At 65.3% G+C, this 23,411-nt stretch carries 27 protein-coding genes; 10 read left to right on the plus strand and 17 right to left on the minus strand.

The window, feature by feature from the left end:
* The first annotated feature begins 24 nt into the window (after positions 1-24).
* The 3 genes from ABMC89_RS01400 to ureG are packed head-to-tail and all read left to right on the plus strand — an operon-like array spanning position 25 to position 1,755.
* Positions 25-495: an urease accessory protein UreE gene (locus tag ABMC89_RS01400; RefSeq protein WP_349564433.1), complete on the plus strand. Its 471-nt coding sequence runs from the start codon at positions 25-27 to the stop codon at positions 493-495.
* Entirely contained in the window at positions 485-1,129 is a 645-nt protein-coding gene (locus tag ABMC89_RS01405) for an urease accessory protein UreF (RefSeq protein ID WP_349564435.1), read from the plus strand. The genes ABMC89_RS01400 and ABMC89_RS01405 overlap by 11 nt, the downstream gene beginning before the upstream one ends.
* A complete protein-coding gene (gene ureG / locus ABMC89_RS01410) occupies positions 1,126-1,755 on the plus strand; it encodes an urease accessory protein UreG (protein WP_349564437.1) in 630 nt (209 codons plus the stop codon). The genes ABMC89_RS01405 and ureG overlap by 4 nt, the downstream gene beginning before the upstream one ends.
* Here ureG and ABMC89_RS01415 read toward each other — a convergent pair.
* Together ABMC89_RS01415 and ABMC89_RS01420 are read right to left on the minus strand one after the other, a co-directional pair.
* Positions 1,718-3,280 carry a PAS domain-containing sensor histidine kinase gene (locus ABMC89_RS01415; RefSeq protein WP_349564439.1) on the minus strand — a complete coding sequence of 521 codons (1,563 nt, stop codon included), beginning with the start codon at positions 3,278-3,280 and terminating at the stop codon, positions 1,718-1,720. The two genes, ureG and ABMC89_RS01415, sit on opposite strands and share 38 nt — an antisense overlap.
* A 185-nt stretch (positions 3,281-3,465) precedes the next feature.
* Complete coding sequence (locus ABMC89_RS01420; RefSeq protein WP_439655630.1) at positions 3,466-4,659, minus strand: alpha-D-ribose 1-methylphosphonate 5-triphosphate diphosphatase; 1,194 nt, start codon at positions 4,657-4,659, stop codon at positions 3,466-3,468.
* On the opposite strand from ABMC89_RS01420, the gene ABMC89_RS01425 reads away from it, so the two are divergent.
* Positions 4,658-5,329 carry a DUF1045 domain-containing protein gene (locus tag ABMC89_RS01425; RefSeq protein WP_349564443.1) on the plus strand — a complete coding sequence of 224 codons (672 nt, stop codon included), beginning with the start codon at positions 4,658-4,660 and terminating at the stop codon, positions 5,327-5,329. The genes ABMC89_RS01420 and ABMC89_RS01425 overlap by 2 nt on opposite strands.
* On the opposite strand, the gene phnN is transcribed toward ABMC89_RS01425, so the two are convergent.
* From phnN to ABMC89_RS01445, 4 genes are read right to left on the minus strand one after another with little or no spacing between them, the layout of a single operon-like run.
* Positions 5,311-5,853, minus strand: a complete 543-nt coding sequence (gene phnN / locus ABMC89_RS01430) for a phosphonate metabolism protein/1,5-bisphosphokinase (PRPP-forming) PhnN (RefSeq protein ID WP_349564445.1) — start codon at positions 5,851-5,853, stop codon at positions 5,311-5,313. The genes ABMC89_RS01425 and phnN overlap by 19 nt on opposite strands.
* Positions 5,850-6,533: a phosphonate C-P lyase system protein PhnL gene (phnL, locus tag ABMC89_RS01435; RefSeq protein WP_349564447.1), complete on the minus strand. Its 684-nt coding sequence runs from the start codon at positions 6,531-6,533 to the stop codon at positions 5,850-5,852. Before phnL ends, phnN begins: the two co-directional genes overlap by 4 nt.
* A gap of 54 nt (positions 6,534-6,587) precedes the next feature.
* Positions 6,588-7,358: a phosphonate C-P lyase system protein PhnK gene (gene phnK / locus ABMC89_RS01440; RefSeq protein ID WP_349564449.1), complete on the minus strand. Its 771-nt coding sequence runs from the start codon at positions 7,356-7,358 to the stop codon at positions 6,588-6,590.
* Positions 7,355-8,212, minus strand: coding sequence for an alpha-D-ribose 1-methylphosphonate 5-phosphate C-P-lyase PhnJ (locus ABMC89_RS01445; protein WP_349564451.1), 858 nt, complete (start codon positions 8,210-8,212; stop codon positions 7,355-7,357). The genes phnK and ABMC89_RS01445 overlap by 4 nt, the downstream gene beginning before the upstream one ends.
* Positions 8,213-8,244: 32 nt before the next feature.
* Between ABMC89_RS01445 and ABMC89_RS01450 the strand changes: the two genes are divergently transcribed.
* Positions 8,245-8,412, plus strand: coding sequence for a hypothetical protein (locus tag ABMC89_RS01450; RefSeq protein ID WP_349564453.1), 168 nt, complete (start codon positions 8,245-8,247; stop codon positions 8,410-8,412).
* 2 nt (positions 8,413-8,414) lie between these two features.
* Here the strand turns inward: ABMC89_RS01450 and ABMC89_RS01455 are convergent, their stop codons facing one another.
* From ABMC89_RS01455 to phnG, 3 genes are read right to left on the minus strand one after another with little or no spacing between them, the layout of a single operon-like run.
* The gene (locus ABMC89_RS01455; protein WP_349564455.1) at positions 8,415-9,503 is read right to left on the minus strand and encodes a carbon-phosphorus lyase complex subunit; all 1,089 of its coding nucleotides are present in this window, start codon (positions 9,501-9,503) and stop codon (positions 8,415-8,417) included.
* Positions 9,494-10,087, minus strand: coding sequence for a phosphonate C-P lyase system protein PhnH (phnH, locus tag ABMC89_RS01460; RefSeq protein ID WP_349564457.1), 594 nt, complete (start codon positions 10,085-10,087; stop codon positions 9,494-9,496). Before phnH ends, ABMC89_RS01455 begins: the two co-directional genes overlap by 10 nt.
* Entirely contained in the window at positions 10,087-10,542 is a 456-nt protein-coding gene (phnG, locus tag ABMC89_RS01465; protein WP_349564459.1) for a phosphonate C-P lyase system protein PhnG, read from the minus strand. Before phnG ends, phnH begins: the two co-directional genes overlap by 1 nt.
* An 81-nt stretch (positions 10,543-10,623) precedes the next feature.
* On the opposite strand from phnG, the gene phnF reads away from it, so the two are divergent.
* Positions 10,624-11,361, plus strand: a complete 738-nt coding sequence (gene phnF, locus ABMC89_RS01470) for a phosphonate metabolism transcriptional regulator PhnF (protein ID WP_349564461.1) — start codon at positions 10,624-10,626, stop codon at positions 11,359-11,361.
* A gap of 112 nt (positions 11,362-11,473) precedes the next feature.
* Complete coding sequence (locus ABMC89_RS01475) at positions 11,474-12,154, plus strand: cyclic nucleotide-binding domain-containing protein (RefSeq protein ID WP_349564463.1); 681 nt, start codon at positions 11,474-11,476, stop codon at positions 12,152-12,154.
* A gap of 16 nt (positions 12,155-12,170) precedes the next feature.
* On the opposite strand, the gene ABMC89_RS01480 is transcribed toward ABMC89_RS01475, so the two are convergent.
* The 8 genes from ABMC89_RS01480 to ABMC89_RS01515 form a co-directional block, all read right to left on the minus strand.
* The gene (locus ABMC89_RS01480) at positions 12,171-12,788 is read right to left on the minus strand and encodes a DapH/DapD/GlmU-related protein (RefSeq protein ID WP_349564465.1); all 618 of its coding nucleotides are present in this window, start codon (positions 12,786-12,788) and stop codon (positions 12,171-12,173) included.
* The gene (gene phnE / locus ABMC89_RS01485) at positions 12,788-14,101 is read right to left on the minus strand and encodes a phosphonate ABC transporter, permease protein PhnE (RefSeq protein ID WP_349564467.1); all 1,314 of its coding nucleotides are present in this window, start codon (positions 14,099-14,101) and stop codon (positions 12,788-12,790) included. Before phnE (ABMC89_RS01485) ends, ABMC89_RS01480 begins: the two co-directional genes overlap by 1 nt.
* A 3-nt stretch (positions 14,102-14,104) precedes the next feature.
* Entirely contained in the window at positions 14,105-14,980 is an 876-nt protein-coding gene (phnE, locus tag ABMC89_RS01490; RefSeq protein WP_349564469.1) for a phosphonate ABC transporter, permease protein PhnE, read from the minus strand.
* Between the two features lie 66 nt (positions 14,981-15,046).
* Positions 15,047-15,958 carry a phosphonate ABC transporter substrate-binding protein gene (gene phnD, locus ABMC89_RS01495; RefSeq protein WP_349564471.1) on the minus strand — a complete coding sequence of 304 codons (912 nt, stop codon included), beginning with the start codon at positions 15,956-15,958 and terminating at the stop codon, positions 15,047-15,049.
* Positions 15,959-16,007: 49 nt separating this feature from the next.
* Positions 16,008-16,829, minus strand: a complete 822-nt coding sequence (gene phnC, locus ABMC89_RS01500) for a phosphonate ABC transporter ATP-binding protein (RefSeq protein WP_349564473.1) — start codon at positions 16,827-16,829, stop codon at positions 16,008-16,010.
* A gap of 120 nt (positions 16,830-16,949) precedes the next feature.
* Positions 16,950-18,662 (minus strand): SulP family inorganic anion transporter, encoded by a 1,713-nt coding sequence (locus ABMC89_RS01505; protein ID WP_349564475.1) that lies wholly within the window; start codon positions 18,660-18,662, stop codon positions 16,950-16,952.
* 188 nt (positions 18,663-18,850) lie between these two features.
* Complete coding sequence (locus ABMC89_RS01510) at positions 18,851-19,642, minus strand: enoyl-CoA hydratase/isomerase family protein (protein ID WP_349564477.1); 792 nt, start codon at positions 19,640-19,642, stop codon at positions 18,851-18,853.
* The gene (locus ABMC89_RS01515; protein WP_349564479.1) at positions 19,639-20,547 is read right to left on the minus strand and encodes an alpha/beta hydrolase; all 909 of its coding nucleotides are present in this window, start codon (positions 20,545-20,547) and stop codon (positions 19,639-19,641) included. Before ABMC89_RS01515 ends, ABMC89_RS01510 begins: the two co-directional genes overlap by 4 nt.
* Positions 20,548-20,711: 164 nt before the next feature.
* On the opposite strand from ABMC89_RS01515, the gene ABMC89_RS01520 reads away from it, so the two are divergent.
* From ABMC89_RS01520 to ABMC89_RS01530, 3 genes are read left to right on the plus strand one after another with little or no spacing between them, the layout of a single operon-like run.
* Positions 20,712-22,412, plus strand: a complete 1,701-nt coding sequence (locus tag ABMC89_RS01520) for a class I adenylate-forming enzyme family protein (protein ID WP_349564481.1) — start codon at positions 20,712-20,714, stop codon at positions 22,410-22,412.
* Between the two features lie 17 nt (positions 22,413-22,429).
* Positions 22,430-22,855 (plus strand): MaoC family dehydratase, encoded by a 426-nt coding sequence (locus tag ABMC89_RS01525; protein ID WP_349564483.1) that lies wholly within the window; start codon positions 22,430-22,432, stop codon positions 22,853-22,855.
* Positions 22,856-22,871: 16 nt separating this feature from the next.
* Positions 22,872-23,405: a hypothetical protein gene (locus tag ABMC89_RS01530; protein ID WP_349564485.1), complete on the plus strand. Its 534-nt coding sequence runs from the start codon at positions 22,872-22,874 to the stop codon at positions 23,403-23,405.
* Positions 23,406-23,411: the final 6 nt, after the last annotated feature.

Below are 23,411 nucleotides of genomic sequence, written 5' to 3' on the forward strand. Positions count from 1 at the left end.
ACTTTTCAGGATCAAAGGATTCCCATGCCCGATCATCTTTCCCAGGCTGTCCAGCCCGCAGGCACATGGGCCGAAGCCACCGACAGCTGCACGCTGACCTATGACGACCGTTTCCTGCGCCGCAAGGTTCTGCACAGCGATGGCGGCGTGTCGATCCTGCTCGACCTGCCGAAAACCACTTCGCTCGACCACGGCGATGCCTTGCTGCTGGAGGACGGGCGGCTGGTCGAGGTGATCGCGGCAGAGGAAGACCTGCTGCGGGTCAGCGGTGACAACCTCGCCCGGCTGGCATGGCATATTGGCAACCGCCACACGCCCTGCCAGATCGCGGCGGATCACCTGCTGATCCAGAACGATCCGGTGATCGGGCATATGCTGGAACACCTCGGGGCCACGCTGGACCCGGTCAGCGCGCCGTTCACGCCGGAGGGCGGCGCCTATGGACACGGGCGCACGCACAGCCACGAACACGGCCACACGGCGCATGACCACTGACGCCACCCTGATCCTCAGCCAATGGCTGTCGCCCGGATACCCATTGGGCAGTTTTGCCTATTCCCACGGGCTGGAAACGGTGATCCAGCGCGGCACGGTCGCCACCGCGGCGGAACTGGAAAGCTGGCTGACCGATACGCTGCTCCACGGCAGCGGGCTGAGCGATGCGATCCTTCTGCGCGCGGCCCACGCGAGCGGTGCGCCCGATGCGGTTCTGGCGGTGGACGCCATCGCGCGCGCCTATGCGCCGTCGCGCGAGCGCCTGATGGAAAGCCTGCAACAGGGGCAGGCGTTCTGCACCACGACCGCGTCGATCTGGCCACTGGAAATGCCGCAGCTGATGCACCCTGTCGCGGTCGGCCATGCGGCGGGGCTGCTGGCGCTGCCGGTGGATCTGACGACGGTCATGTATCTGCAATCCTTTGCGGCCAACCTTGTCTCCTGCGCGGTGCGGCTGGTGCCGCTGGGCCAGACCGAAGGTCAGGCCGTTCTGCGCAGTCTGACCCGCCTGTGCAGCGATGTTGCGGCGCGCAGCGCGGAGCGAACGCTCGACGATCTGGGCAGCTTTGCCTTCGCCTCCGACATCGCGGCGATGCATCACGAAACACTGGAACACAGGATATTCCGCACATGACTGAGATGAACGGCCCGCTGCGTGTGGGCATCGGCGGCCCCGTGGGCGCGGGCAAGACAACGCTGACCGCGGCCATCGCGCGCGCCTTGCATCCGGCGCTGTCGCTGGGGGTGATTACGAACGACATTTACACCCAGGAGGACGCCGAGGCGCTGATGCGCATGCAGATCCTGCCGCAGGACCGCGTCATCGGCGTGGAGACGGGCGGCTGCCCGCACACCGCCATCCGCGAGGACGCGTCGATCAACCTTGCCGCCGTAGCCGAAATGCAAAGCCGCCACCCCGGCATCGAACTGGTGCTGATCGAAAGCGGCGGCGACAACCTGTCGGCGACCTTCAGCCCGGAACTGGCGGATATCACGCTCTACGTCATCGACGTGGCCGCGGGCGAGGAGATCCCGCGCAAGGGCGGTCCGGCGATCACGAAATCGGACCTGCTGGTGATCAACAAGACCGATCTGGCCCCCCATGTGGGCGCATCGCTAGACGTGATGGAACGCGACGCAAAGCGGATGCGCGGCGACCGGCCCACGGTCTTCACGGCGCTGCGCCACGGTGAAGGCGTGCAGGCCGTCGTGGATCACATCATCAAGTCGGGTGGCCTGCGCGACATCGCGGCTGAGTAGGGGGATAGGCACCGATCATCGCCCGCTGCTCGGCGGTTTCATGCGGCAACACCACGTCAAAGCTGGTCCCCTTGCCCTCGGTACTGTCGAGCCGGACGTGACCATCGTGAAGCTCGACAATCGCTTTGACGATGCTCAGCCCCAGCCCGGTGCCGCCGGTGCGCGAGCGGTCGGCACTTTGGGCCTGGGTGAAACGCTCGAAAATCGTTTTCTGCGCGTCGAGGGGAATACCGCTGCCGAAGTCCTGCACGGTGATCTTTGCGTGGCCCTCTTCCAGCGACAGGGCGACGCGGATCTTGCCGCCCTCATCCGAGAATTTCGCGGCGTTGGACAGCAGGTTCGCCAGAACCTGAAGGATCCGGTCGGGATCGCATAGCAGCGTGACATCGTGGTGCATGCCCTCTGCGACGACGCTGACACCGTAGTTGTCGAAATAGCCCTGACTGGCGCGCAGCGCCTCGTCCACGAGGTCGACAGCGTCGACGGGGCGTTTGTCCAGTGACATCTGGCCCGCCGCCATTTTTTCGAGGTCGAGCATATCGTTCACGATCAGGACCAGCCGGTCGGCATTGCGGTGGGCAATCTCCAGTAGCCCGCGCGCCTTTTCCGGCATCTCGCCTGCCGCACCCGACAGAACAAGGCCCAGACCGCCCTTGATCGACGTCAGCGGCGAGCGCAGTTCGTGGCTGACCGTGGCGGTAAAGGCGTTTCTGGTTTCTTCCAGCGCGATCTGATCGGCGACATTGCGTTCGACCGTCACAAAACGCTTCTCGCCCTGTGCGGTCGTCGTCAGGCGCAAGGTGACCTCGTAGGGCGCGTCGTAGAGGTCGGACCTGTAGACGACCTCGGACACCTCGCCGTTCAGCAGCGGGGCCGCGCGTTTGCGGAACTTGGCTTCGTCGAAGCGGCTATTGCCGCAAGAGGGCGTCTTGCTGATGAATTCGTCGCCGGACCAGCCCCAGCGTTTCAGCGCGGCGCGGTTCATATAGGTGAAGCGCAGCGTATCGGTGGTGAACATGAACATCGAATCCTCGAACAGATCGAGGGCCGCGTACATTTCCAGCTCCGAACGCATCATCTTTGCTTCCGTGATATCGGTGCGCAGCGTCATGCTGCGGATGTGCTTTCCATTGCTGTCAAAGAGCGGATAGATGGTCGCCTGCGCCCAAAACTGCGTCCCGTCCTTGCGCTTGAGAAACTGCTCTCCGGTCCAGTATTTGCCCTGCTTCATGCTGGCCTGCACGTCCTCGAAGGTCAAGCTTTCGGTATTCGCGTAGATAATGCGGCCACGCTGGCCGACGATCTCGTCCTCGGTGTAGCCGAAGGCCTCCATGAAGCGGTCGTTGACCTGTTCGATTCGGCCTTCGGGGTCCAGCAGGCTGACCATTGCGTGGGCATTGACCGCAAGCATATGGGGATCGAGCAGCGACAGCCCGTGGCTGTCGGCTTCGCGCGTCGCAGGTCTGCGCGCTCCGATAAATCGGGGCATGACGCGTCGCAGAAAGCTGTCAAAGGTCTTTGCCATGTCGCTCCTCACGTCAGGGCCTTCGGTTCACTCTGGGTGCCCGGCTTTACTATTACAACAAAAAGCGACGCGATTGCGGCAAAAGAGCGCCATCTTCAGCGGTACCGCAAATTCCCTTTGGCGGACCGGCATAGCGGCGATGGCCAGGGGGGTGCAAACCTGTTTCCAGCGGCCCGCGCAGCCGGTTACGCGACGCGCGCGCCGCGGCTCCAGACCCCGCGCAGCAGCGGTGTGCCGCCCGCGCGTCCCACGCGGACGACATCCGCGCGCAGGCCGGTTTCCAGCCGTCCGCGGTCGTGCAAACCGGCCGCGCGGGCAGGCGCGTCGCTGACGCAGGCAATGGCGCGCGGCAGGTCGTTCCAGATGTCCGCCAGCCGGAAGGCAGAGAGCAGCAGCGCCGAAGGCACATAGTCCGACGACACGATATCGAGCAATCCCGCCTCGGCCAGCGTTTGGGCCGCGACATTGCCTGAATGGGATCCGCCGCGGATCAGGTTGGGTGCCCCCATCATCACCGAAATACCGGCTTCGCGGCAGCTTTGCGCCGCCTCCTGCGTTGTCGGAAATTCGGCGAATCCCACGCCGTTGCCGTGAGAGGTGCGCACCTGTGCCGCCGTGGTATCGTCGTGGCTGGCCAGAACCGCGCCCAGCCGCGCGGCTTCGGACACGGCCGCCGCTTCGTGTTTCGCCCCGTGAAGCTGCTGCAACCGTTTCAGGTTGTCGACATGGGCCACGAATTCCGCGTCCGACAGCCCGCGTTTCTTCGAGACGTAGGTTTTCAGCGCGTCCATGTTGCGGAACTGCCGTTGACCGGGGGTGTGGTCCATCAGGCTCACGATGCCGACGCGGTCACCGGGGCCGAAGGCGGCCAGCTCTTCGAGCAAGGTCTCGGAACAGATTTCGGCGCGCAGGTGTATGAAATGGCTGATCTTGAAATGCCCGGCGGCGCGCGCGGACAATAATTCGTCCGCCAGCCCGCGCGCGTAGGCGCTGTAGCGCCCGTCGTCGCCGTGGATGGACCCCACGCGCAGGGCGTCGAACACCGTGGTGATCCCGGTCGAGGCAAGCTCGGCATCGTGCGCCAGAAGGGCGGGCAGATGCGGCCAGTCGACTTTCGGGCGCGGCTCGATATGGCGCTCCAGATTGTCCGTATGCAGCTCCACAAGGCCGGGAATGACGAAATCTCCGGCGCAATCCACGGCGCCTTCGGGCACGGTATGGGTCTCGGCGATCTCGGCGATCTTTCCGTCTGACAGGGTGATCGCACCGGTGACCGTCCGGTCGCGCAGCACGAGGGTTGCATTGGCAAGCGTCAGGCTGTTTGACACGGAACTGTCACCTCCTTCTGGCAGGGTTCGGGAAACGAAAGGCTGGTTCATGTCATACACTCGATTTGCTGTTTACTATGTGCCGCCCGACGGACCCCTTGCGGATTTCGGCGCGACGTGGCTGGGCTGGGACATCCGGCGTGGCGCGCCCGAGGATCAGCCCGATGTAACGGGGATCGCGGCGGCGACCGAAGCCCCGCGCAAATACGGTTTCCACGCGACCCTGAAACCGCCGTTCCGGCTGGCGGACGGGGCCACGCCCGATACGCTCGACGCCGCCGTGGGGCAGATGGCGGCCCGCTGTGCACCGGGACAGACAGAGGGGCTGGCCGTCACCCCCTTGGGCCGGTTTCTTGCCCTGACGCTGCGCGGGGACGCCGCGCCTGTCAGCCGCATCGCGGCCACCTGCGTCGAGGCGCTGGACCGCTTCCGCGCGCCCGCGTCGGCGGCCGAGCTTGCCCGCCGCAGAAAGGCCCGCCTGACAGAGCGCCAGGAGATGCTGCTGGCGCGCTGGGGCTATCCCTATGTATTCGAGGAGTTCCGCTTTCACCTCACACTGACGGGACGCTTGCCACGCCCCGAACTGCCCGCCTGGGCCGAAGCGGTCGAAGGGCATCTGCCAAGGCTGCCGGATCCTTTCGTGATCGACAGCGTGGCGCTGGTGGGCGAGCGTGCGGACGGGCATTTCGAACTTGTCCAACGCTACGCTCTCACCGGCTGAAGCGCGCGCAGCGCGTGCGCGACGGTCTGCTCCAGCGGGCCATCGTTGGCAATATCCGTCGCCGCGATCCGGGGGGGAAGCATCTTGCCCGCGGCCCTCAGACGGTCGGCGATCTCGGCCTCGGTTTCGCGTCCGCGTCCGGCAAGGCGCCGCGCCAGCGTTTCGGGGGAGGCGGTGATATGCAGAACGCACAGGAGCTCGAAGAGCGCATCGGCCTGCAAAAGAACGCCGCGTGACAGGTTCACCAGACAGTCGGTCCCGGCCGCAAGATCGGCGGTGACATCCACAGGGATGCCGTAGGACAGCCCGTGCGCGCGCCAGTGCAGTGCAAAGCCGCGATCCCGGCGCATGGCCTCGAACTCGGCGTCGGTGGCGGGGCTGTGATCCTCGCCACCGGGATCGGCGGCGCGCGTGATGACCCGCCGCACCAGCCGCATCTGGGGCGCGGCGGCTTTCAGGCCGGCCAGCACGCTGTCCTTGCCCACGCCGGACGGACCGACCACCGCGATCAACCGCCCGGTCATGCCGCAGTCTCCCGTGCACGGATGCCTACGTCGATCTCGCGGTCGCACACCCGCGCGCGCGCGGCGTCGTCGTGGAAGATGCCGACAATTGTCGCACCGCGCCGCTTGGCCTCCTCGATGAGCTCCAGAACGACCTCGCGATTGGCGGCATCGAGGCTCGCGGTCGGCTCATCCAGCAGCAGCGCGGGGTAGGGATGCGCAAACCCGCGCGCGATGTTGACCCTCTGCTGCTCGCCACCCGAAAAAGTGGTGGGCGACAGCGACCACAGCCGTCGCGGTATGTTCAGCTTTTCCAGCAGATGCCGCGCACGCCCCTGCGCCTCCTCTGCGGGCACGCCCAGCGCGCGCAACGGGTCGGCCACGACCTCGATCGTCGGCACACGGGGAACGACCCGCAGGAACTGGCTCACATATCCCAGCACCTCGCGGCGGATCCGGATGATCTCGCGCGGCTCGGCCCCGACAAGGTTCACGCCGCCCACGCGGATGCTGCCGCCCTGCGCCATGTAATTTGCGTAGATCAGGCGCATCAGCGTGGATTTTCCCGCGCCCGACGATCCGGTCAGCGCCACGCATTCCCCCGGCGCCACCCGCAGGTTCACGTCGCGCAGAACCTCGATCACCGCACCCCCCTGATTGTGCAGGGTAAATCTCTTGGTCACATTCTCGATTTCGATCATTTCTCTATTTTGCCCTTAAACTCCGGGGTCCGGGGCTGGCCCCGGTCCGCCCTCTCAAACCTGCAGGACGCTGGAGACCAGCAACTGCGTATAGGCGTGCTGCGGATCGTCCAGCACCTGATCGGTCAGGCCCGCCTCAACGACATGCCCCGATTTCATCACCATCAGACGGTCTGCGAGCAGCCGCACCACGGCCAGATCGTGGGTGACGATGATCGCCGATAGCCCCATGTCGCGCACAAGACCGCGCAGCAGGTCCAGAAGCCGCGCCTGAACACTGACATCCAGCCCGCCCGTGGGTTCGTCCATGAACACCAGCCGGGGCCCGGTCACCAGATTGCGCGCGATCTGCAACCTCTGCTGCATGCCGCCCGAAAATGTCGTCGGGCGATCGTCGATCCGTCCCGCGTCGATCTCCACCCGTCCCAGCCAGTCGCCGGCTCGGGCGCGGATGTCGCCATAGTTCCGCGCTCCCACGGCCATCAGCCGCTCGCCCACATTGCCGCCGGCGCTGACCCCCATGCGCAGACCGTCGCGCGCGTGCTGGTGCACGAAGGCCCAGTCGGTGCGCCCCAGCATCCGGCGCTCGGGCTCGCTCATGGTGACCGTATCGCGCGGGCCATCGGTGCGGGTGTCGAACACCACCGATCCAGTATCGGGCACCAGATGGCCCGCCATGCAGTTCAGCAATGTCGACTTGCCCGATCCGCTTTCCCCCACGATCCCCATCACCTCACCGGGATAGAGATCGAACCCCACGTCCGCGCAGCCGATCTGCGCGCCGTAGCGTTTGCCAAGGCCCTGAACAGACAGAAGAGGGGTCATGCCGCATCCTTTCCACGGTGGCCCGCGCCCTGACGGGCGCCACAGTAATCGGTGTCCGAACAGACGAACATGCGCCCGCCTGCATCGTCGACGATCACCTCGTCGAGATAGCTGTCCTCGGCCCCGCAGAGACCGCAGGGATGGTCCGCCTTGCTGGCCTCGAAGGGGTGGTCCTCGAAATCGAGGCTGGCCACCGCCGTATAGGGCGGCAGCGCATAGATCCGCTGTTCGCGTCCCGCGCCAAAGAGCTGCACCGCCGCGCAACCGCCCAGCTTGGGGTTGTCGAATTTCGGGATCGGGGAGGGGTCCATCACATATCGCCCCTCGACCTTGACCGGGTAGGCGTAGGAGGTCGCGATATGGCCGTGACGGCTGATATCCTCGTAGAGCTTGACGTGCATCAGGCCGTATTCCTCTAGCGCATGCATCTTGCGGGTCTCGCTTTCGCGAGGCTCCAGAAACCGCAGGGGTTCGGGGATCGGCACCTGGAAGACAAGGATCTGGCCCTCGCCGAGCGGCTCCTCGGGGATGCGGTGGCGGGTCTGGATGACGCTGGCGCGCGCCGTTTCTGTCGTGGTCGCGATCCCCGCCGTGCGTTCAAAGAAGCTGCGGATGGAAACCGCGTTGGTGGTGTCGTCCGCCCCCTGGTCGATGACCTTGAACCGGTCGTCCGGCGTCAGCACCGCGGCGGATACCTGCACGCCGCCGGTGCCCCATCCGTAGGGCATGGGCATCTCGCGGCTGGCGAAAGGCACCTGATAGCCCGGCACAGCCAGTCCCTTGAGGATGGCACGGCGGATCATCCGCTTGGTCTGTTCGTCAAGATAGGCGAAGTTATAGGCTTCGGCGGTCATCAAAGGGCCTCATTTTCTGGGCAGAAAACCGCATGGAGCTTCTTGTCGACCTCTATAGCGGCCTGCGCGACAATCCCCGCGCGGTGCTGATCTGCATCGGTTTCCCGGTGGTTCTGCTTTTGCTGTTCGGCGGCAATGGCCCCGGCATCGGTGGCGGATCCGGCGGGGACTGCGGCGGCGGCGGGGATGGTGGCGACTGAGGTCATTCGGCGGCCTCGCGGGTCGCGGATATGCCCGCCTCGCGGCGCAGTTTGCGCACCAGTTCAAGTTCGGACTGGAAGTCCACGTAATGCGGCAGTTTTATGTGCTCGAGGAAACCCGTCGCCTGAATGTTATCCGCGTGGTAGAGCACGAATTCCGCGTCCTGCGCCGGGGCGCCCACGTTCTCTTCGCCCAGCTCCTCCCACCGCAGCGCGCGGTCGACCAGCGCCATGGAGATCGCCTTGCGCTCGGTCTGGCCGAAGACCAGACCGTAGCCGCGGGTGAATTGCGCAGGCTCGGTCTTTGATCCCTTGAACTGGTTGACCGTTTCACATTCGGTCAGCGTGATCTCTCCGATCTCGACGGCGAAACCCAGTTCGGGGATATCCATCTCGATGGGCACGGTGCCGATGCGCAATTCGCCCACGAAAGCGTGGTTGCGCGCATAGCCGCGCTGGGTGGAATAGGCCATCGACAGGGTAAACCCTTCGTCCGCGCGGGCCAGCGCCTGAAGCCTCAGCGCGCGGTCCGCTGGCATCTCAAGGGGCGTGCGCGTCAGATCCGGCGGCGCGCTATCGTCGCGCGGCGCGTCCTCGATCAGGCCCTCGTTGTTGAGAAACTCGGTCACATGCGGCACCGGCGCCGGATCGACCTCGCGCTGCGGCGCATCGGGGACATGCCCTTCGGCCGCCAGTTTGAAATCCAGCAAACGGTGGGTGTAGTCGAAAGTCGGCCCCAGAACCTGCCCTCCCGGTACGTCCTTGAACGTCGCCGAGATCCGCCGGTCGCAGGCCATCCGCGCGGTATCGACCGGATCGGTCACCCCGAAGCGGGGCAGCGTGGTGCGGTAGGCGCGGATCAGGAAGATCGCCTCGATCAGGTCGCCGCGCGACTGCTTGATCGCCAGCGCCGCCAAATCCGGGTCGTAAAGCGACCCTTCGGCCATCACGCGGTTCACCGCAAGGCCCAGCTGCTCGCGGATTTGCGGCACGCCCAGTTCGGCGATGTCCCGGTCGCCGCGCCGTTCCTCGGCGAGCCACGCATGGGCATTTTCAATCGCGCGCTCGCCGCCCTTGACTGCTACGTACATGGCGCGGCCTCCGTATCGGGATGACAGATTTGCGTCGACCGGGGCAGGGCCGCGATCCGACCGTCGCAGGTCCAGATGAAATCGAGCCCACGCGGGAAAAGCGCGTGATTGGCGCGCAGCGCCTGCGCGTCGGGCAGCGACAGCGTGGCGTTGTCGCGGATACCAGGGCCGCGCAGCACGGTGCCCTCATGCGCCAGCCTTTCGGTCTCGACGATCAGCGTGGCCGACCGGTCGGGGTATTGCGCGGTGCCGACGGGATAGCCCGACAGCGGCATCAGCGCCTCCCATGTTCCGATCGCAAAGGTGCAGTGGGACCGCCCCGTGAAAGGCGCGCCGGTGTGAAAGGCGATCCAGTCGCGGACCGCGCGGCAGTCCGCATCGCCCGCCAGATAGAGCGGCGTATCCGTGTCGCAGAGCGTCAGGATCACCGCCCCCGCCGCGCGCGACAGTGGCGCGGGGGGCTGCGCGCCCGTTATATCGTGGATCGTGCCAGGGCGGGCCATCGCCTCCATCACCGCGCGGAAGGCCCCTGCGGCCTGCGTGGCCGGTTCGGCAAATCCGCCTTCAAGCGTTTGCGCCTGCATCAATCCTCTCCTCTGACCATCGTGTAGAAATCGACCTTGGTGGCTGCCGCTTTTCCGGCCCGCGTCTGGCGTCGGTCCGTCTGGGCCTGCGCAAGCGGGTCGAGCACGGCCCGTTGCAGGCTGTCCGCCGCCTCTGTCTGCATCAGCGCATCGACGAGGGCTGCCGCTTCGGCATCGGCCTTGTCGCGGCCCTGGATATAGGCGTGGCCGACTTCGCCGGTGGCAAGCGTCAGGGCACAGCGCGTCACGGTAACCTCGCCCAGATTGAACCGCCCGCCCGTGCCCCCCGCGCGCCCCTGCACCATGACGGTGCCGGTTTCGGGTCGCCGCAGCCAAGTGAAGACAGGGCGCGGACCGGTTGCGTCCAGCAGGGCACGCACCCGCCCCTGCGGCGCCTTGGCCATCAGGCCCATCCAGCCGCGTCGCGGGGCGTGATCGTCGACGGTGTCTTTCATCTCGACAACTTCCGTTTTAACTATACAACTAGACATATCATACCAGATTCGGCCCGTCGGCCCAGAAGAGATTTGTGAAGTTTGCGTGACACGACCCCAAAGAAATCCGGGCGGACAGCGGTGTGGCAGTCCATCGCCGGCAGCCTGCGCAGTGACATCGCCGAAGGCCGCTACCGCCCCGGGGACAAGCTGCCGACCGAGGCGGAGCTGGCGGCGCGGTTCGGGGTTAACCGGCACACGGTGCGCCACGGGCTGGCGCAGCTGGTGGACGAGGGTCTGGTGCGCACGCGCCGCGGTGCCGGCGCATTCGTGGCTGCCACGCCGACGGATTATCCCATCGGGCAGCGGGTGCGGTTCCACGAAAACCTGATCGCCGCTGGCCGGCGGCCCGAAAAGCGGGTGCTGCACATCGAACGGCGCAGCGCCTCGGCGGGCGAGGCGCGCGTGCTTGCGGTGGCCGAAGGGGCGGTGGTCTGCGCCTACCACGGGCTGTCGCTGGCCGACGATCTGCCCATCGCCCTGTTCGAAAGCGTCTTTCCGCTGGAGCGGTTGCCGGGCCTGGACGCGGCACTGGCCGAGACCCACGGCGTGACCGAAGCACTGGCCCGCATGGGCATCTCGGACTACACCCGCGCGTCCACCCGGCTGATGGCCGTGCGCGCCACAGCCACCGAAGCGCTGCACCTGCATCTGCGCGAGGGCGATCCGCTGTTGCGCTCGACCGGCGTCAACATCGACAGCGCGGGCGTGCCGGTCGAATACGGGCGGACGTGGTTCGCGGGGGACCGTGTCACGCTGACGCTTGACGGGCTGACCTGACGCGCCCGTGCCACGCCATTTGCGGCCTTGTCGTCGTTCTGCCTGCGGTCTAGGGTCTGGCTGTTTGTTTACAGGTAAAGCGTTTCCATCCTTTCACCGTGCGAGGCCTTTCTTGTCAGACATCCTGTCTCCCACCTCGATCCTGATCATCTGCGCGGTCTCGACCTGTGTTCTGGGCTTTTTGTTTCGCGACCCGCTCTACATCCGCGTGCTCGTGGTCATCGGCAGTCTTTTCTACGTCGCCTATTACATGGTCGCGGGGCCGGTCCCCTTGTGGGATGCGATACTGGGCGCGACATTGATCGGCGCGGCCAGCCTTCAGGGCGCGGTCCGCCTGTTGTGGGGCAGGCTGCCGATCACGCTGCCCAAACACGCGCGCCATATCCGCGACGCGATGGGCGATATCGAGCCGGGGCTCTTCCGCGCGTTGATGCAGAATGCCGAACGGTCGGTCGCGCGGTCCCAGATCGTTCTGACGACGCAATACGAGGTGCCTTCCGCCCTGTGGTTCGTGCTCGAGGGGGATCTGACGCTCCGGCGCGAAGGGATTGCGCCAGTGCGCATCACCGCTCCGTGCTTTGTCGGCGATATCGCGTTTCTGAGCGGCGGCTTCGCCTCGGCGACCGTGTCCGTCGCGCCGGGGGCGGAGTTGGTGCGCTGGCCGGTAGACAAATTGCGCCGCAGCCTGCGCCACCGCGAGCGGCTGAAGCTGACGCTCGAGGCACTGATCGCGCAGGATCTGGCGCGCAAGCTGTCCAAGAGTACCCCGATCGAGCTGCGCTATAAATCCTGACAGCACCGCGGCGGCGCTACCCGCCGTAGCGCTCCAGAAAGGCCTCGGCGCAGAGTGTGCGGAAGTCGTCGAGCGCCAGACGCAGGGCATCGTGGGGCCAGTCCCACCACGCCATCTCGATCAGCCGCTCCGCGATGTCGGCGGGCTGTCGCGGGCGCAGCGGTGAGGCCGGGGTGCCTGCGACGATGGTATAGGGGGCCACATCGCGGGTGACCACTGCACCGGCTGCCACAACCGCGCCGTGGCCCAGCGTAACCTCCGGCTTGACCATCGCACCCGCGCCGATCCAGGTGTCGTGCCCGATATAGGCCGTGCGCGCGCGGCGCTGGGCAAAGAAATCCGCATCCGGCGCCGCATCGTCCCAATAGTCATCCGACCGATAGAGAAAATGGTGACAGGCCGCCGTGTGCAGGGGATGATCCGTGGCCCCGATCCGCGAAAACGCCGCGATATTGGCGAATTTTCCGATCTCGGCGTTGGCGATATCCGCGTAGCGGTCGCAATAGCTGTAGTCGCCGAAGACGGACTGCGCGACGCGGCTGCCCGCACCGATCTCCACATAGGCGCCGAAACGGCTGTGGGTTATGGTGCATCCCGCGTGGATCACCGGGGTCTCGGCGCTCAGGCGGGCCATCAGGACGCGCGCCCGATCAGCCGCGCCCGCAACCAGCCCGACAGCCAATCCATAACCATCACCATCAGCACGATCAGCACGATGTAATAGGCGACCTCCTCCCAGTCTTTCTGGGTCTGGATCGCCTGCGTCAGCATCAGGCCGATCCCGCCGCCGGTGATCGCCCCGATGATGGTGGCCGAACGGGTGTTGGATTCGAGGAAATACAGGATTTGCGCCAGCAATACCGGCACGACCTGCGGGATCACGCCAAAGCGGTAGCGCTGGAGTGTCTTGGCCCCCGTCGACTGGACGCCCTCGATCTGGCGCGCGTCGACGTTTTCCAGAGCTTCGGAGAATATCTTGCCGAAGGTACCGGTGTCGGTGATCAGGATCGCCAGCGTGCCGGTCAGCGGGCCGGGGCCGAAGGCCCGCGCCAGTACCACCGTCCAGATCAGCGCATCGACACCGCGCACGAAATCGAACAGCCGCCGCGTGAGGGCGCGCACCAGCATCACCGGCGCAAAGCGCTTGGCCGCGAGAAACGACAGCGGCAGCGCGATCGTCGCGGCGCCCATCGTGCCCAGAAAGGCCATCAGGATCGTCTCGCCAATGGCCCAGGCCACGTCCTTGTGCCGCCACATGGCGTTGTTCCACCAGTCGCCGAGGGCGCCAGCTACGTTGCTGCGGGCAGGGTCGATACGCTCCCCGGCCACGATCTGCATCAGGCTCTTGCCGTGGTAGGGGCTGTCGAGTGTGAACCAGAAAAGCTCCCATCCGGGGAAATAGTTGAACACTTCGGTCTTCGTACCGGTGAGGGTCACGCGCCCCTCGGGGGTGGTGATGGCAACGCGCCGGTCCGAGGCGCTGATCCAGTCGGGAATGGTGCCGGACAGGTTGGTGAATACCTGCCGCCCCTCGGCGCGCGCCTCGATGGTGCCGAAGTCGGGAATGTCGATCTCGGTGCGGTTGTCCGGCAGCAGCCGCACGACGGTTTCCCCGCCCAGATCCACAATGATGACCTCGTCGCCGCTCACCCAGTCGGGGCGCGTCCCTTCGGGGTAGGTGCCCTTGCGCTCGCCCTCCACCGCATAGTCCACGTCGCCGGTGCGGTTGCTGCGGGTGACATGCACCTTGTAGGACCAGCTGTCAGAAGCCAGCGTAACGGCATTGTCCCAGTTCATCCGCTTTGCCAGACCGGCGATGTCGAACGCGAAGAAGATATAGACGAAATAGGCGAGCACCACGGCGGGCAGGGCGAAGGCCATCACCCGCTTGCGGCGGAAAAGCGCGTCCGCGCCGGATTTGGTGAGGGAGAGATCAGCGGTTGTCATCGGTCAGGACCCTTCGGACAGACGGTTGCGGTAACGGCTCGACAGCTGGTCGAAAAACACGATGGTCCCGAACAGCAGCACGAAAATGGCGGCGGCCTCGTCGAAGCGCCCTGGGCCCCAGGCCATGGCGTTGCGCAGTTCGTAGCCTATGCCCCCCGCGCCGACAAAACCGAGGATTGCCGAGGCGCGGATGTTGATCTCGAACCGCAACAGCGCGTAGCTGACGAAGTTTGGCGCGACCTGCGGCAGCACCCCAAGCCACATCCGTTGCGTCCACGTGGCGCCGGCCGAGGCCAGCCCCTCGACCGCTTTGAGATCCGCGTTTTCCGCCACTTCCGAGAACATCTTGCCAAGGGCTCCGGCGGTGTGGATGGCGATGGCGATCATCGCGGGCACCGGACCGCCGCCCAGCACAAAGATCAGAACCAGCGCGATCACGATCTCGGGCACCGCACGCATGATGTCCATCAGCCGACGAAAGAGCGCAATCAGGCGCGGCCAGCGTGCCAGACCGCGGGTGGACAACAGCGACAGCACCAGCCCGAAGCCCGCACCGACAAGCGTCGAGACGGCAGCGATGTTCACGGTCTCGATCAGGGCGGGGAAATACCGCGCCATCAGGCCGGGCAGGTCGGCGCGCTTCTGCCACGCTTCGGACAGCACGTCGGCGGGATAGTCGCCGATGTTTTGCAGACCGTCCCAGAAGCCGCCCGCGTTGCGCGCATCGGCAACGTTGAAGCCCGACACCATCAGCAGCGCGAAGATCATCAGCGTCAGCCCGCCATAGAGCCTGCGCCGTCTGACCTGCGCCATATAGGCGGTCTCTACGCGGTCCACGGTTTCGGACGCTTTGCCCGATGCGTATGCTGCATCCGTCATTTACTGCCCTTTCAATGATAAACCGGCGACCCGTGGCGGATCGCCGGTTCTTGCGTTTTCAGATGCTCAGCCGCCGATCTTGGCTTTGCGCGCCTCGATCACCGACTCGTAGGTGTCGTGGCTGACCGGCTGGAAGCCCAGCGTATCGCCCGCGGCCACCCCGTAGGCGCAATCCTGATCGCGCTCGTACAGGCCGTCGACCAGCGCGGTCATCTGTTCCTTCACCTGCGCGGGAAGGTCCTTGCGCAGCACGACGGGGCCTTCGGGAATGACTTTGGATTTCCAGATCTGCACCATGTCGTTCATATCGACGAGACCCGCATCAACCGCCTTGCGCAGCGCGCCGGAGTTATAGCCGTCTTCCCAGTTGCCCTGCCCATCGGCCCATGTCACGCCGCCGTCGATATCGCCGTTGGCAACCGCGACGATTGTCTGCTCGTGGCCGCCGGTGAATTTCACCTCGCCGAAGTAGTCGCCCGATTCCATCGACGCGCCGGTCTCTTGCGGGATTTCGATGGAGGGGATCAGGTAGCCGGAGGTCGAGTTCGGATCACCGAAGCCGAACACCTTGCCCTGCATGTCCTCGAGGCTGATGATCCCCGCGTCCTTGCGGGCAAAGCCGATCGAATGGTAGCCGAAGGATCCGTCGAGGTTGACCTTGACCAGAACCGGCTCGACCGCCTCTGGATCCTGAAGGAAGGTCGCGGCATAGGCCGAGGCGCCGAGCCACGCCATATCGAGTGTGCCGCCCAGCAGGCCCTGGATCACGCCGTTGTAGTCGGCGGGCGCGAAGAGCTTGACCGGCACGCCCAGTTCTTCGGAGGCATAGTCCTGCAAGCAGCTGTAGCTGTTCATCCGGTCCTGTGCGTTCTCGCCGCCCAGGATCCCGATGCGGAATTCGTCGATCCCGTGGCCGTCCGCGATGGCGGCGGTGGACAGGGCGGTGGTGGCAAGTGCAAGTGCAATGGTCTTTTTCATCGGATACTCCATGGATGAATGGCCCGCGAAAACGCGGGGTAGGATGCGCTCAGACGAGCGCTTTGGCCTTGGCCATCTCGCGCTGGCCGCGGGCCAGCGTGTCGATCTGGGTAGATGTCGCGGCTTCGGAAAAATCCGCCCCCGCGCCATAGATGTCGCGGGCCGCACCGGTGGTCAGCTGCGCGGGCGTGCCGTCAAAGACGACGCGCCCGTCGCGCATCCCGATCACGCGGTCGCAAAAGCTCCGTGCGGTATCGAGGGTGTGCAGGTTGGCCACGATCGTGCGCCCGTCTTCCTCGTGGATCGCGCGCAGGGCCTGCATCACGATCTGGGCGTTCATCGGGTCGAGACTGGCGATGGGTTCGTCCGCGAGAATGATCTTCGGGTCCTGCATCAGGGCGCGGGCAATCGCCACGCGCTGCTGCTGGCCGCCTGACAGTGCCTCGGCGCGTTTCGGGGCCTGTTCGGCAATGCCCAGACGGTCGAGGATTTCAATCGCGCGGTGGATGTCCGCCTGCAGGTAGAGGTTGAACATCGTCGCCAGCGTTGAGCGGCGGTTCAGCGTGCCGTGCAGCACGTTCGACACGACATCCATCCGTGGCACGAGGTTGAACTGCTGGAAGATCATCGCGCAGTCGGATTGCCAGGCGCGCCGGGCTGCGCCCTTCAGCCGCGTGATATCGCGGCCCTCGAACACGATGGATCCGTCGCTGGCATCGTTCAGCCGGTTCAGCATCCGCAGCAGCGTGGATTTTCCCGCGCCCGAGCGTCCGATGATGCCGATCATCATCGGCCGGTCCACCGTCAGGCTGACCGCATCGACAGCCGTGTTGGGACCGAATCTCTTGGTCAGTGATTTCAGTTCGAGCATCTGCACCCCCTTGTTCGGGGGTTCGATACGCAGGCAGCGTAAAGGGAATGCGAAGGATTTGAATCAGATTTGTGAAGCGTTTGAAACAACTCTGTGACAGCCCGCAGGCGCGGGCCTGTGTCACCGCTGGCTCAGGTCTTCCCATGCTTCGTATTGCGACAGGTACACACGCCCGTTCAGCTCATGCAGCAATTCGGTTGCGGACAGACGGTCCATCACCGGTCCCTTGACCTCGGACAGGTGCAGGCCCACGCCCATGTCGCGCAGCCGGTGGTTGATCGCCTCTAGGCTTTCGAGCGCCGAGAAGTCGACCGCATTCACCGCCGAGAACATCAGCACCACGTGGCGCAATTCGGTGCCCTCGGCGACGCGTGTCTGGATCAGGTCCTCCAGCGTACGGGCATTCGCGAAATAGAGGCTTTCATCCACCCGCAGTGTCACGATGCGCGGATCGGTCAGAACCTCGTGCCGGTGGATGTTGCGAAAGTGCTGGGTGCCGGGCACCAGCCCCACCTCGGCCACATGCGGGCGCGATGTCTTGAACAGATGCAGCAGCACCGATGTGCCCACACCGGCGGCCACGCCGACCTCGACGCCAAGGCCGAGGGTCAGCAGGGCGGTGATCGCCACCGCGCTGAAATCGGACCGCGCGTAGCGCCATGTCCGCGTGAATATCGAAAGGTCGACAAGGCTCAGCACCGCGACGATGATCGTTGCCGCCAGCGTGGCATTGGGCAGGTAATAGACCAGCGGGGTCAGCGCCAGCGCCGCAAGGGCCAGCCCGATTGCCGTGAAGATCCCCGCCGCCGGCGTTTCGGCCCCTGCATCGAAATTCACCACCGACCGCGAGAACCCTCCGGTCACCGGAAAGCCGCCCGTGAACGCCGCCCCGAGGTTCGCGGCACCCAGACCCACAAGCTCCTGATCGGGGTTGAGCCGCTGGCGTCTCTTGGCGGCAAGGGTCTGGGCCACTGACACGGATTCGACGAAACCGATGACCGAGATCAGGATCGCAGGGCCGATGAGCGCGCGCAGAAGATCGACCTCAAACCCCGGCATCGTCAGCGGGGGCAGGCTGCGCGGGACCTCGCCCACCACACGCACACCGGCATCCGCAAGGCCAAGACCCCAGACCGCCAGCGTGGTCGCGACAACCCCCAGCGCCGGACCGGCCTTGGCCCCGAACTCCGCCGCACCGGCAGAAAGGCCGATGCGCACCAGCAACGGCCTGAGCCGGCCGCGCACCCAGAAGAGAAACAGCAGCGTCAAGCTTCCTAGCAGGGCGGTGACCCCGTTGGTCTGTGCCAGTCCCGCCCAGAGCGATACCGCCATCTCGGGCAGCGTGTGGCCCTGCGCATCAATCCCCAGAATATGCTTCAGCTGGCTTGCCGCGATCAGCAGGCCGGACGCTGTAATGAAGCCCGCGATCACCGGGTGGCTGAGAAAATTGGCGAGAAATCCGAGCCGGAGCAGCCCCATCAGCACCAGAAAGCCGCCCGACAGGAACGCCAGCGTCAGCGCAGCGGTGGCGTAATCTGCCGTGCCTTGCGCCGCGATCTTTCCGATGGCCGATGCGGTCAGCAAGGACACCACGGCGACCGGCCCCACAGCCAGCGCTCGCGACGAGCCGAAAATCGCGTAGAGTATGATCGGCACGATCGAGGCGTAGATCCCCGCCTCGGCGGGCAGCCCGGCCAGCATGGCATAGGCCAGCGATTGCGGGATCAGCATGACCGTCACGATCACCGCGGCAGTCAGATCGTTTGCAAGGGTCGCCCTGTCGTAGCGGCGGCCCCAGTCGAGGATCGGGATATAGCGGCTGAGATGCGTCATGATCGGGCTTTGCCTGTTCCGGAAATCTGTTCTGCCCTCAAGGGACAGCCACGCGCCGCACCCGCCTTCTTGCGAAAGCGGGCCGGTGCCATGGAACCGCTATATGATCCGGCAGCGGGATCTGACGGTGACAATGTCACCCAGCCGCGCGAAATCGCGCGGATTGCCTGCAGGAAACGGTAAGGGGCCTAGCGCCCGGTAAAGCTCGGCTTGCGGCCCTCGGCGAAGGCATGAACCGCTTCCTGATGGTCCGCACTTGCGTTCGCGGTGTCCTCCATTGCGAGGCAGGCGTCCATGATCGAGGTGGCCAATTGCTTCAGCCCGATGTTGATCGACACTTTGGTGGTGCGGATGGCGACGCCCGCGCCGCTTGCCAGCCGCGCGGCAAAGGCGTCCACCGCGGAATCGAGATCGGCGGCGGGCAGGGCGTGGTTGATCAGACCGATGCGGGCCGCCTCGGTCGCGTTCATCAGATCACCGGTCATCAGGTATTCCTTGGCCCGCGCGTAGCCGATCAGTTGCGGCCAGATCACGGCCCCGCCATCCCCTGCGGTCAGCCCCACGCTGACGTGCGGGTCGCCGATGCGCGCCTCGTCCGAGGCAAAGATCACGTCACAGAACAGCGCCATCGTCGCCCCAAACCCTGTCGCGTGGCCGTTGAGTTTCGCGATCACCGGTTTTTCGCAATCGAGCAGCGCGTTGATGATCCGCTTCGCCTCGCGCGCGGTCTGACCGAAGCCGGTGTCGATCATCTCCTGCATCCACTTGATGTCGCCGCCGGAGGAAAACGCGCGCCCCGCGCCGGTCAACACCACCACGTCCGAATGCGGATCGTCGGCGGCGTCGTGGAAAACCGTGCACAGTTCGCGGTGCATCTGCTTGTCCACCGCGTTGAGGGTGTCGGGACGGTTCAGCGTCAGCGTGAGGATGCGCCCCTCGCGGCTGGCCTTGATGGTTTTATAGGCGGGAAAATCGGTCAACGTGGGGGCTCCTCAAAAAGCGCGTCGCGGATGTCGCGGCCCATGGCGTGCAGCGCGGTCCGGGCAACGGGTGTGATATGCGGCAAAGAGATGAAGGCGTGGATCATGCCGGGATATGTGCGCCGCTTGGCCTGCACACCGCTGTCGCGCAGTCGATTGAACAGGTCCTCGCCCTCGTCGTGCAGGATGTCACATTCGGCCAGCCCGATGCTGGTCGGGGGCAGGGCAGACAGATCCGCCTCCAGCAGCGCGGGGAGGTTTTTGCCCGCGCGGTAACAGTCCCAGAACCACAGCATCCCCTCGCGGGTCAACAGATGGTCCTGCGCGAACGCCTGTTGTGACGCGCTTGCACAGGCGGGATCGAGGGGGGGATAGAAGAGGGCAAGATGCCGGACCGGAACCGCGCTCTGCAATGCGGTTGCGAGGGCCAGATGCGCCCCCGAACTGTCCCCGGCAAGCGAGATGCCCGGCCCGAGATCCAGATCACCCGCATGCGCGGCGACCCAGTCCAGAACCGCAAGGCAATCTTCGAGAGCCGCGGGGTAGGGCGCCTCGGGCGACAGCCGGTAGGCGACGGAGAGAACCGCACAGCCCGAAGAGACGGCAAGCGACCGGCAGACGCTGTCGTGACTGTCGAGGCTGCCCCAGACCCATCCGCCACCGTGGAAGAACACCACAACGGGCTGGCCGTCTGTCCCCTCCGGTCGGTAGAGGCGGCAGGCGATCGCGCCCTGCGCCGCTGGCACGGCGATATCGCTGACACTGTGGACGGGTTCCTTCGGGGCGGCGGCCAGTCGCGCATCCGCCGCGGCGCGCGCGTAATCGAGCGGCACGCTCTGCGGCAGAGGGCGCACATGGTTGCGCGGATCGGCGAGCAATTCGGCAAAGCAGGGGTCTACGGTCATCTGGTCCTCTGTGCGGCGTGTCCGTGTCGGTGCAGCGAAATAATACGCACCAGTAGGTTTTTCTTGCTTACGGGAAGGCTAGCTGGCAAACTGCTCGCTGTAAAGCGTTTCGCGGCCAACAGGTCAGCGGCCGGCGCGAATGGCCGGACGGGAGGGGCAAGGATATGAAAACCGCCAAGGAGCGCCGCACGGCGCTGGTCAGACGTCTGCCGGAATGGACGCCGCGCTGCCTGCACGAAGTGCTCGACGAGGCCGCCCGCGAATTCCCGGACCGTGATTATGTCATCGGTGAAACGGGCACCCAAACCTATGCCGAAGTCGCGCAGCGGTCGCGGGCCATCGCGGGTGCGCTGAAGGCGCTGGGCGTCGGGAAGGGCGAACACGTGGCTGTCATCATGGCCAACTTCACCGAGTTCGTGGCTTTGAAATACGCAATCTCGCGGGTGGGGGCGGTTTGTGTGCCGATCAATTTCCTCAATCGCCGCGACGAAATCGGCTATGTGCTGCGCCAGTCCGACGCGGTTTTTCTGGTCACGATGGACCGGTTTCGCGACCTTGACTACCTTGCGGCACTCGACGATCTGGCGCCGGGCTGGGCGGGGGAGGGGGGCGGTGCGGCCTTTCCGAAGCTGCGTCAGGTCGTGGTGATGCCGACGGGGGATGACCATGTGCCCACGGGCGCGATGCACTTCGACCAGTTGCAGGGCGCATATGCCCCCTACGACGGGGAGGCGGGCCGTGACCCCGACGCCGTCAGCGATATCATCTACACCTCGGGCACCACCGGATCGCCCAAGGGTGTCCTGATGACCCATGAAATGCTGCTGCGCGCGGCCTTCGGAAGTGTCTATGCCCGTGCGTTCGATGACGGTTGGCGGGTGACGTTCTCGCTCCCGATGTACCATGTCTACGGCTATGTCGAGGGGATGCTGACGGTGCCCTTCGTGGGCGGCGCGATCATTCCCCAGCGCGTTTTCGATCCCGTCGCGACGCTCGATGCGATCGACCGGCACAGGGCGGATGATGTGCTTCTGGTGCCGACGATGACCGTGCCGATCCTCGACGTGTTGCGGGATGCGCCGCGCCCGCTCGACAGTCTGCGCGCGGTCATATCTTCGGGGCAACGGTCGCCCGCATGGATCTGGGACGACATCGACGCGCTGCTGACACCGCAGGAGGTGACAACCGGTTACGGCATGACCGAGGTCACCGCGACAATGTCGATGACCCGCCCCGAAGACCCCAGGCAAAGGCGCACCTCGACCAATGGCCGGATGCGCGATGTGGGCCCTGCGGGGGATCCCGACACTGGACGGCTGGCGGAGTTTCGGATCACCGACCCCGAAACCGGTCAGGCGGTGCCCGATGGCAGTGTCGGTGAAATCATGGCGCGTGGGCTCTGCGTGACCGCCGGCTACTACAACAAACCCGAAGAGACCGAGGCCGCTTTCGACAGTGACGGCTGGCTGCACACCGGCGATCTGGGGCAGTTCGACGAGAACGGATATCTGCTGCTGGTCGGGCGTCTCAAGGAAACCTACCGCTGCGGGGGCGAACAGGTGATGCCGACCGAGATCGAGGATCTGCTTGTCACCCATCCCGCCGTTCTGCAGGCGCATGTGGTGCCGGTGCCCGATGCCCGCATGGGCGAGGCGGGGGCCGCCTATGTCGTGCTGCGCGACACGCCGAAAATCACGCCGGAGGAACTTCTCGCGCTCTGCCGCGAGCGTCTGGCCCGCTTCAAAGTGCCCAAATACATGCTGCCCATACCCGCCGCAGAGCTGCCCACGACGCCGTCGGGGCGGGCGCGCAAATTCCTGCTGACCCAGCGCGCGATTGCCGAGCTGGACCTGAGCGACCAATGACAAAAGGAAAGAGACCGATGTCCGATACCCTGCGCATCACCCGTGACACACCGATCGGCTTCGAGCTGATCGGGGTGAAGAAGAAGGCGGCGATCCAGCTCATGGGGTCGCGCCTGTGGGGGCGGTTCAATCCCAACCACTGGGATCCGGTCTATGCCGCCGAGACCGGCCTCGATGCGCCGATCCAGACCGGCGAGATGTCATCGGCCTATCTCGCCGAGATGTGCGTAAACTATTTCGGGCCAACGGTTTTTACCGGCGCGCGGATGCAGTGCAAATACGTCGCCTCCACCTACGCCAACGAGGTGATCTCGACCCACGGTATCGTGCGCGAAAAGACACCGAAGGGGGACGGGTTCCGCTTCAAGGTCGAATTCTGGGCGCAGAACGAGAACGAGCAAAAGAAAACCATCGGCTTCATCGAAGCCGACGTCGACGTCTGACCGGAGGATGACAAACATGACCCCAAGCCCCGCAACCGATGACCTGCGTCCGATGACACAGGTCCAGATCGACCAGGAACGTGCCTTCGTCAAAAGCCTCGAGGAGGAATGCGAAACCTACTGGGACATGGTGAGCATCGGCGACGTGCTGTCGCGCGATCTGGAAGTGACGCCGGAACTGGTGATTCTCTACGCGGACGCGGTCGAGGATTATAATCCTTGGTACGAAGGCTGGCGCATGAATGAATGGCGCATCAAGGGCAGCTCTCCGTTCGGCGCGGCCATCGTGCCGCCGCTGATGATCTCGCATTTCGTGCTGTCCGTGCAATTCGACCATACCAAGCCTTTCGCCATCGGGTCGATCCACACCTACCACGATACCGAGATCCTCGCGCCGATCCCCGTGGGGGCGACCATCCGGATCACGACCACCGCGACCGACAAGTACATAAAGCGCGAGCGCCGCTATGTGCGGCACGAGGTCAGTGTAACCGATGTAAATGACGGCACCGAATACATGCGCGAAACGCGCGACATTCTTTCGCTCTAGGCTGGG

The organism is Sulfitobacter sp. HNIBRBA3233 (genome assembly GCF_040149665.1).
In the GTDB taxonomy this organism is placed as follows: domain Bacteria; phylum Pseudomonadota; class Alphaproteobacteria; order Rhodobacterales; family Rhodobacteraceae; genus Sulfitobacter; species Sulfitobacter marinivivus.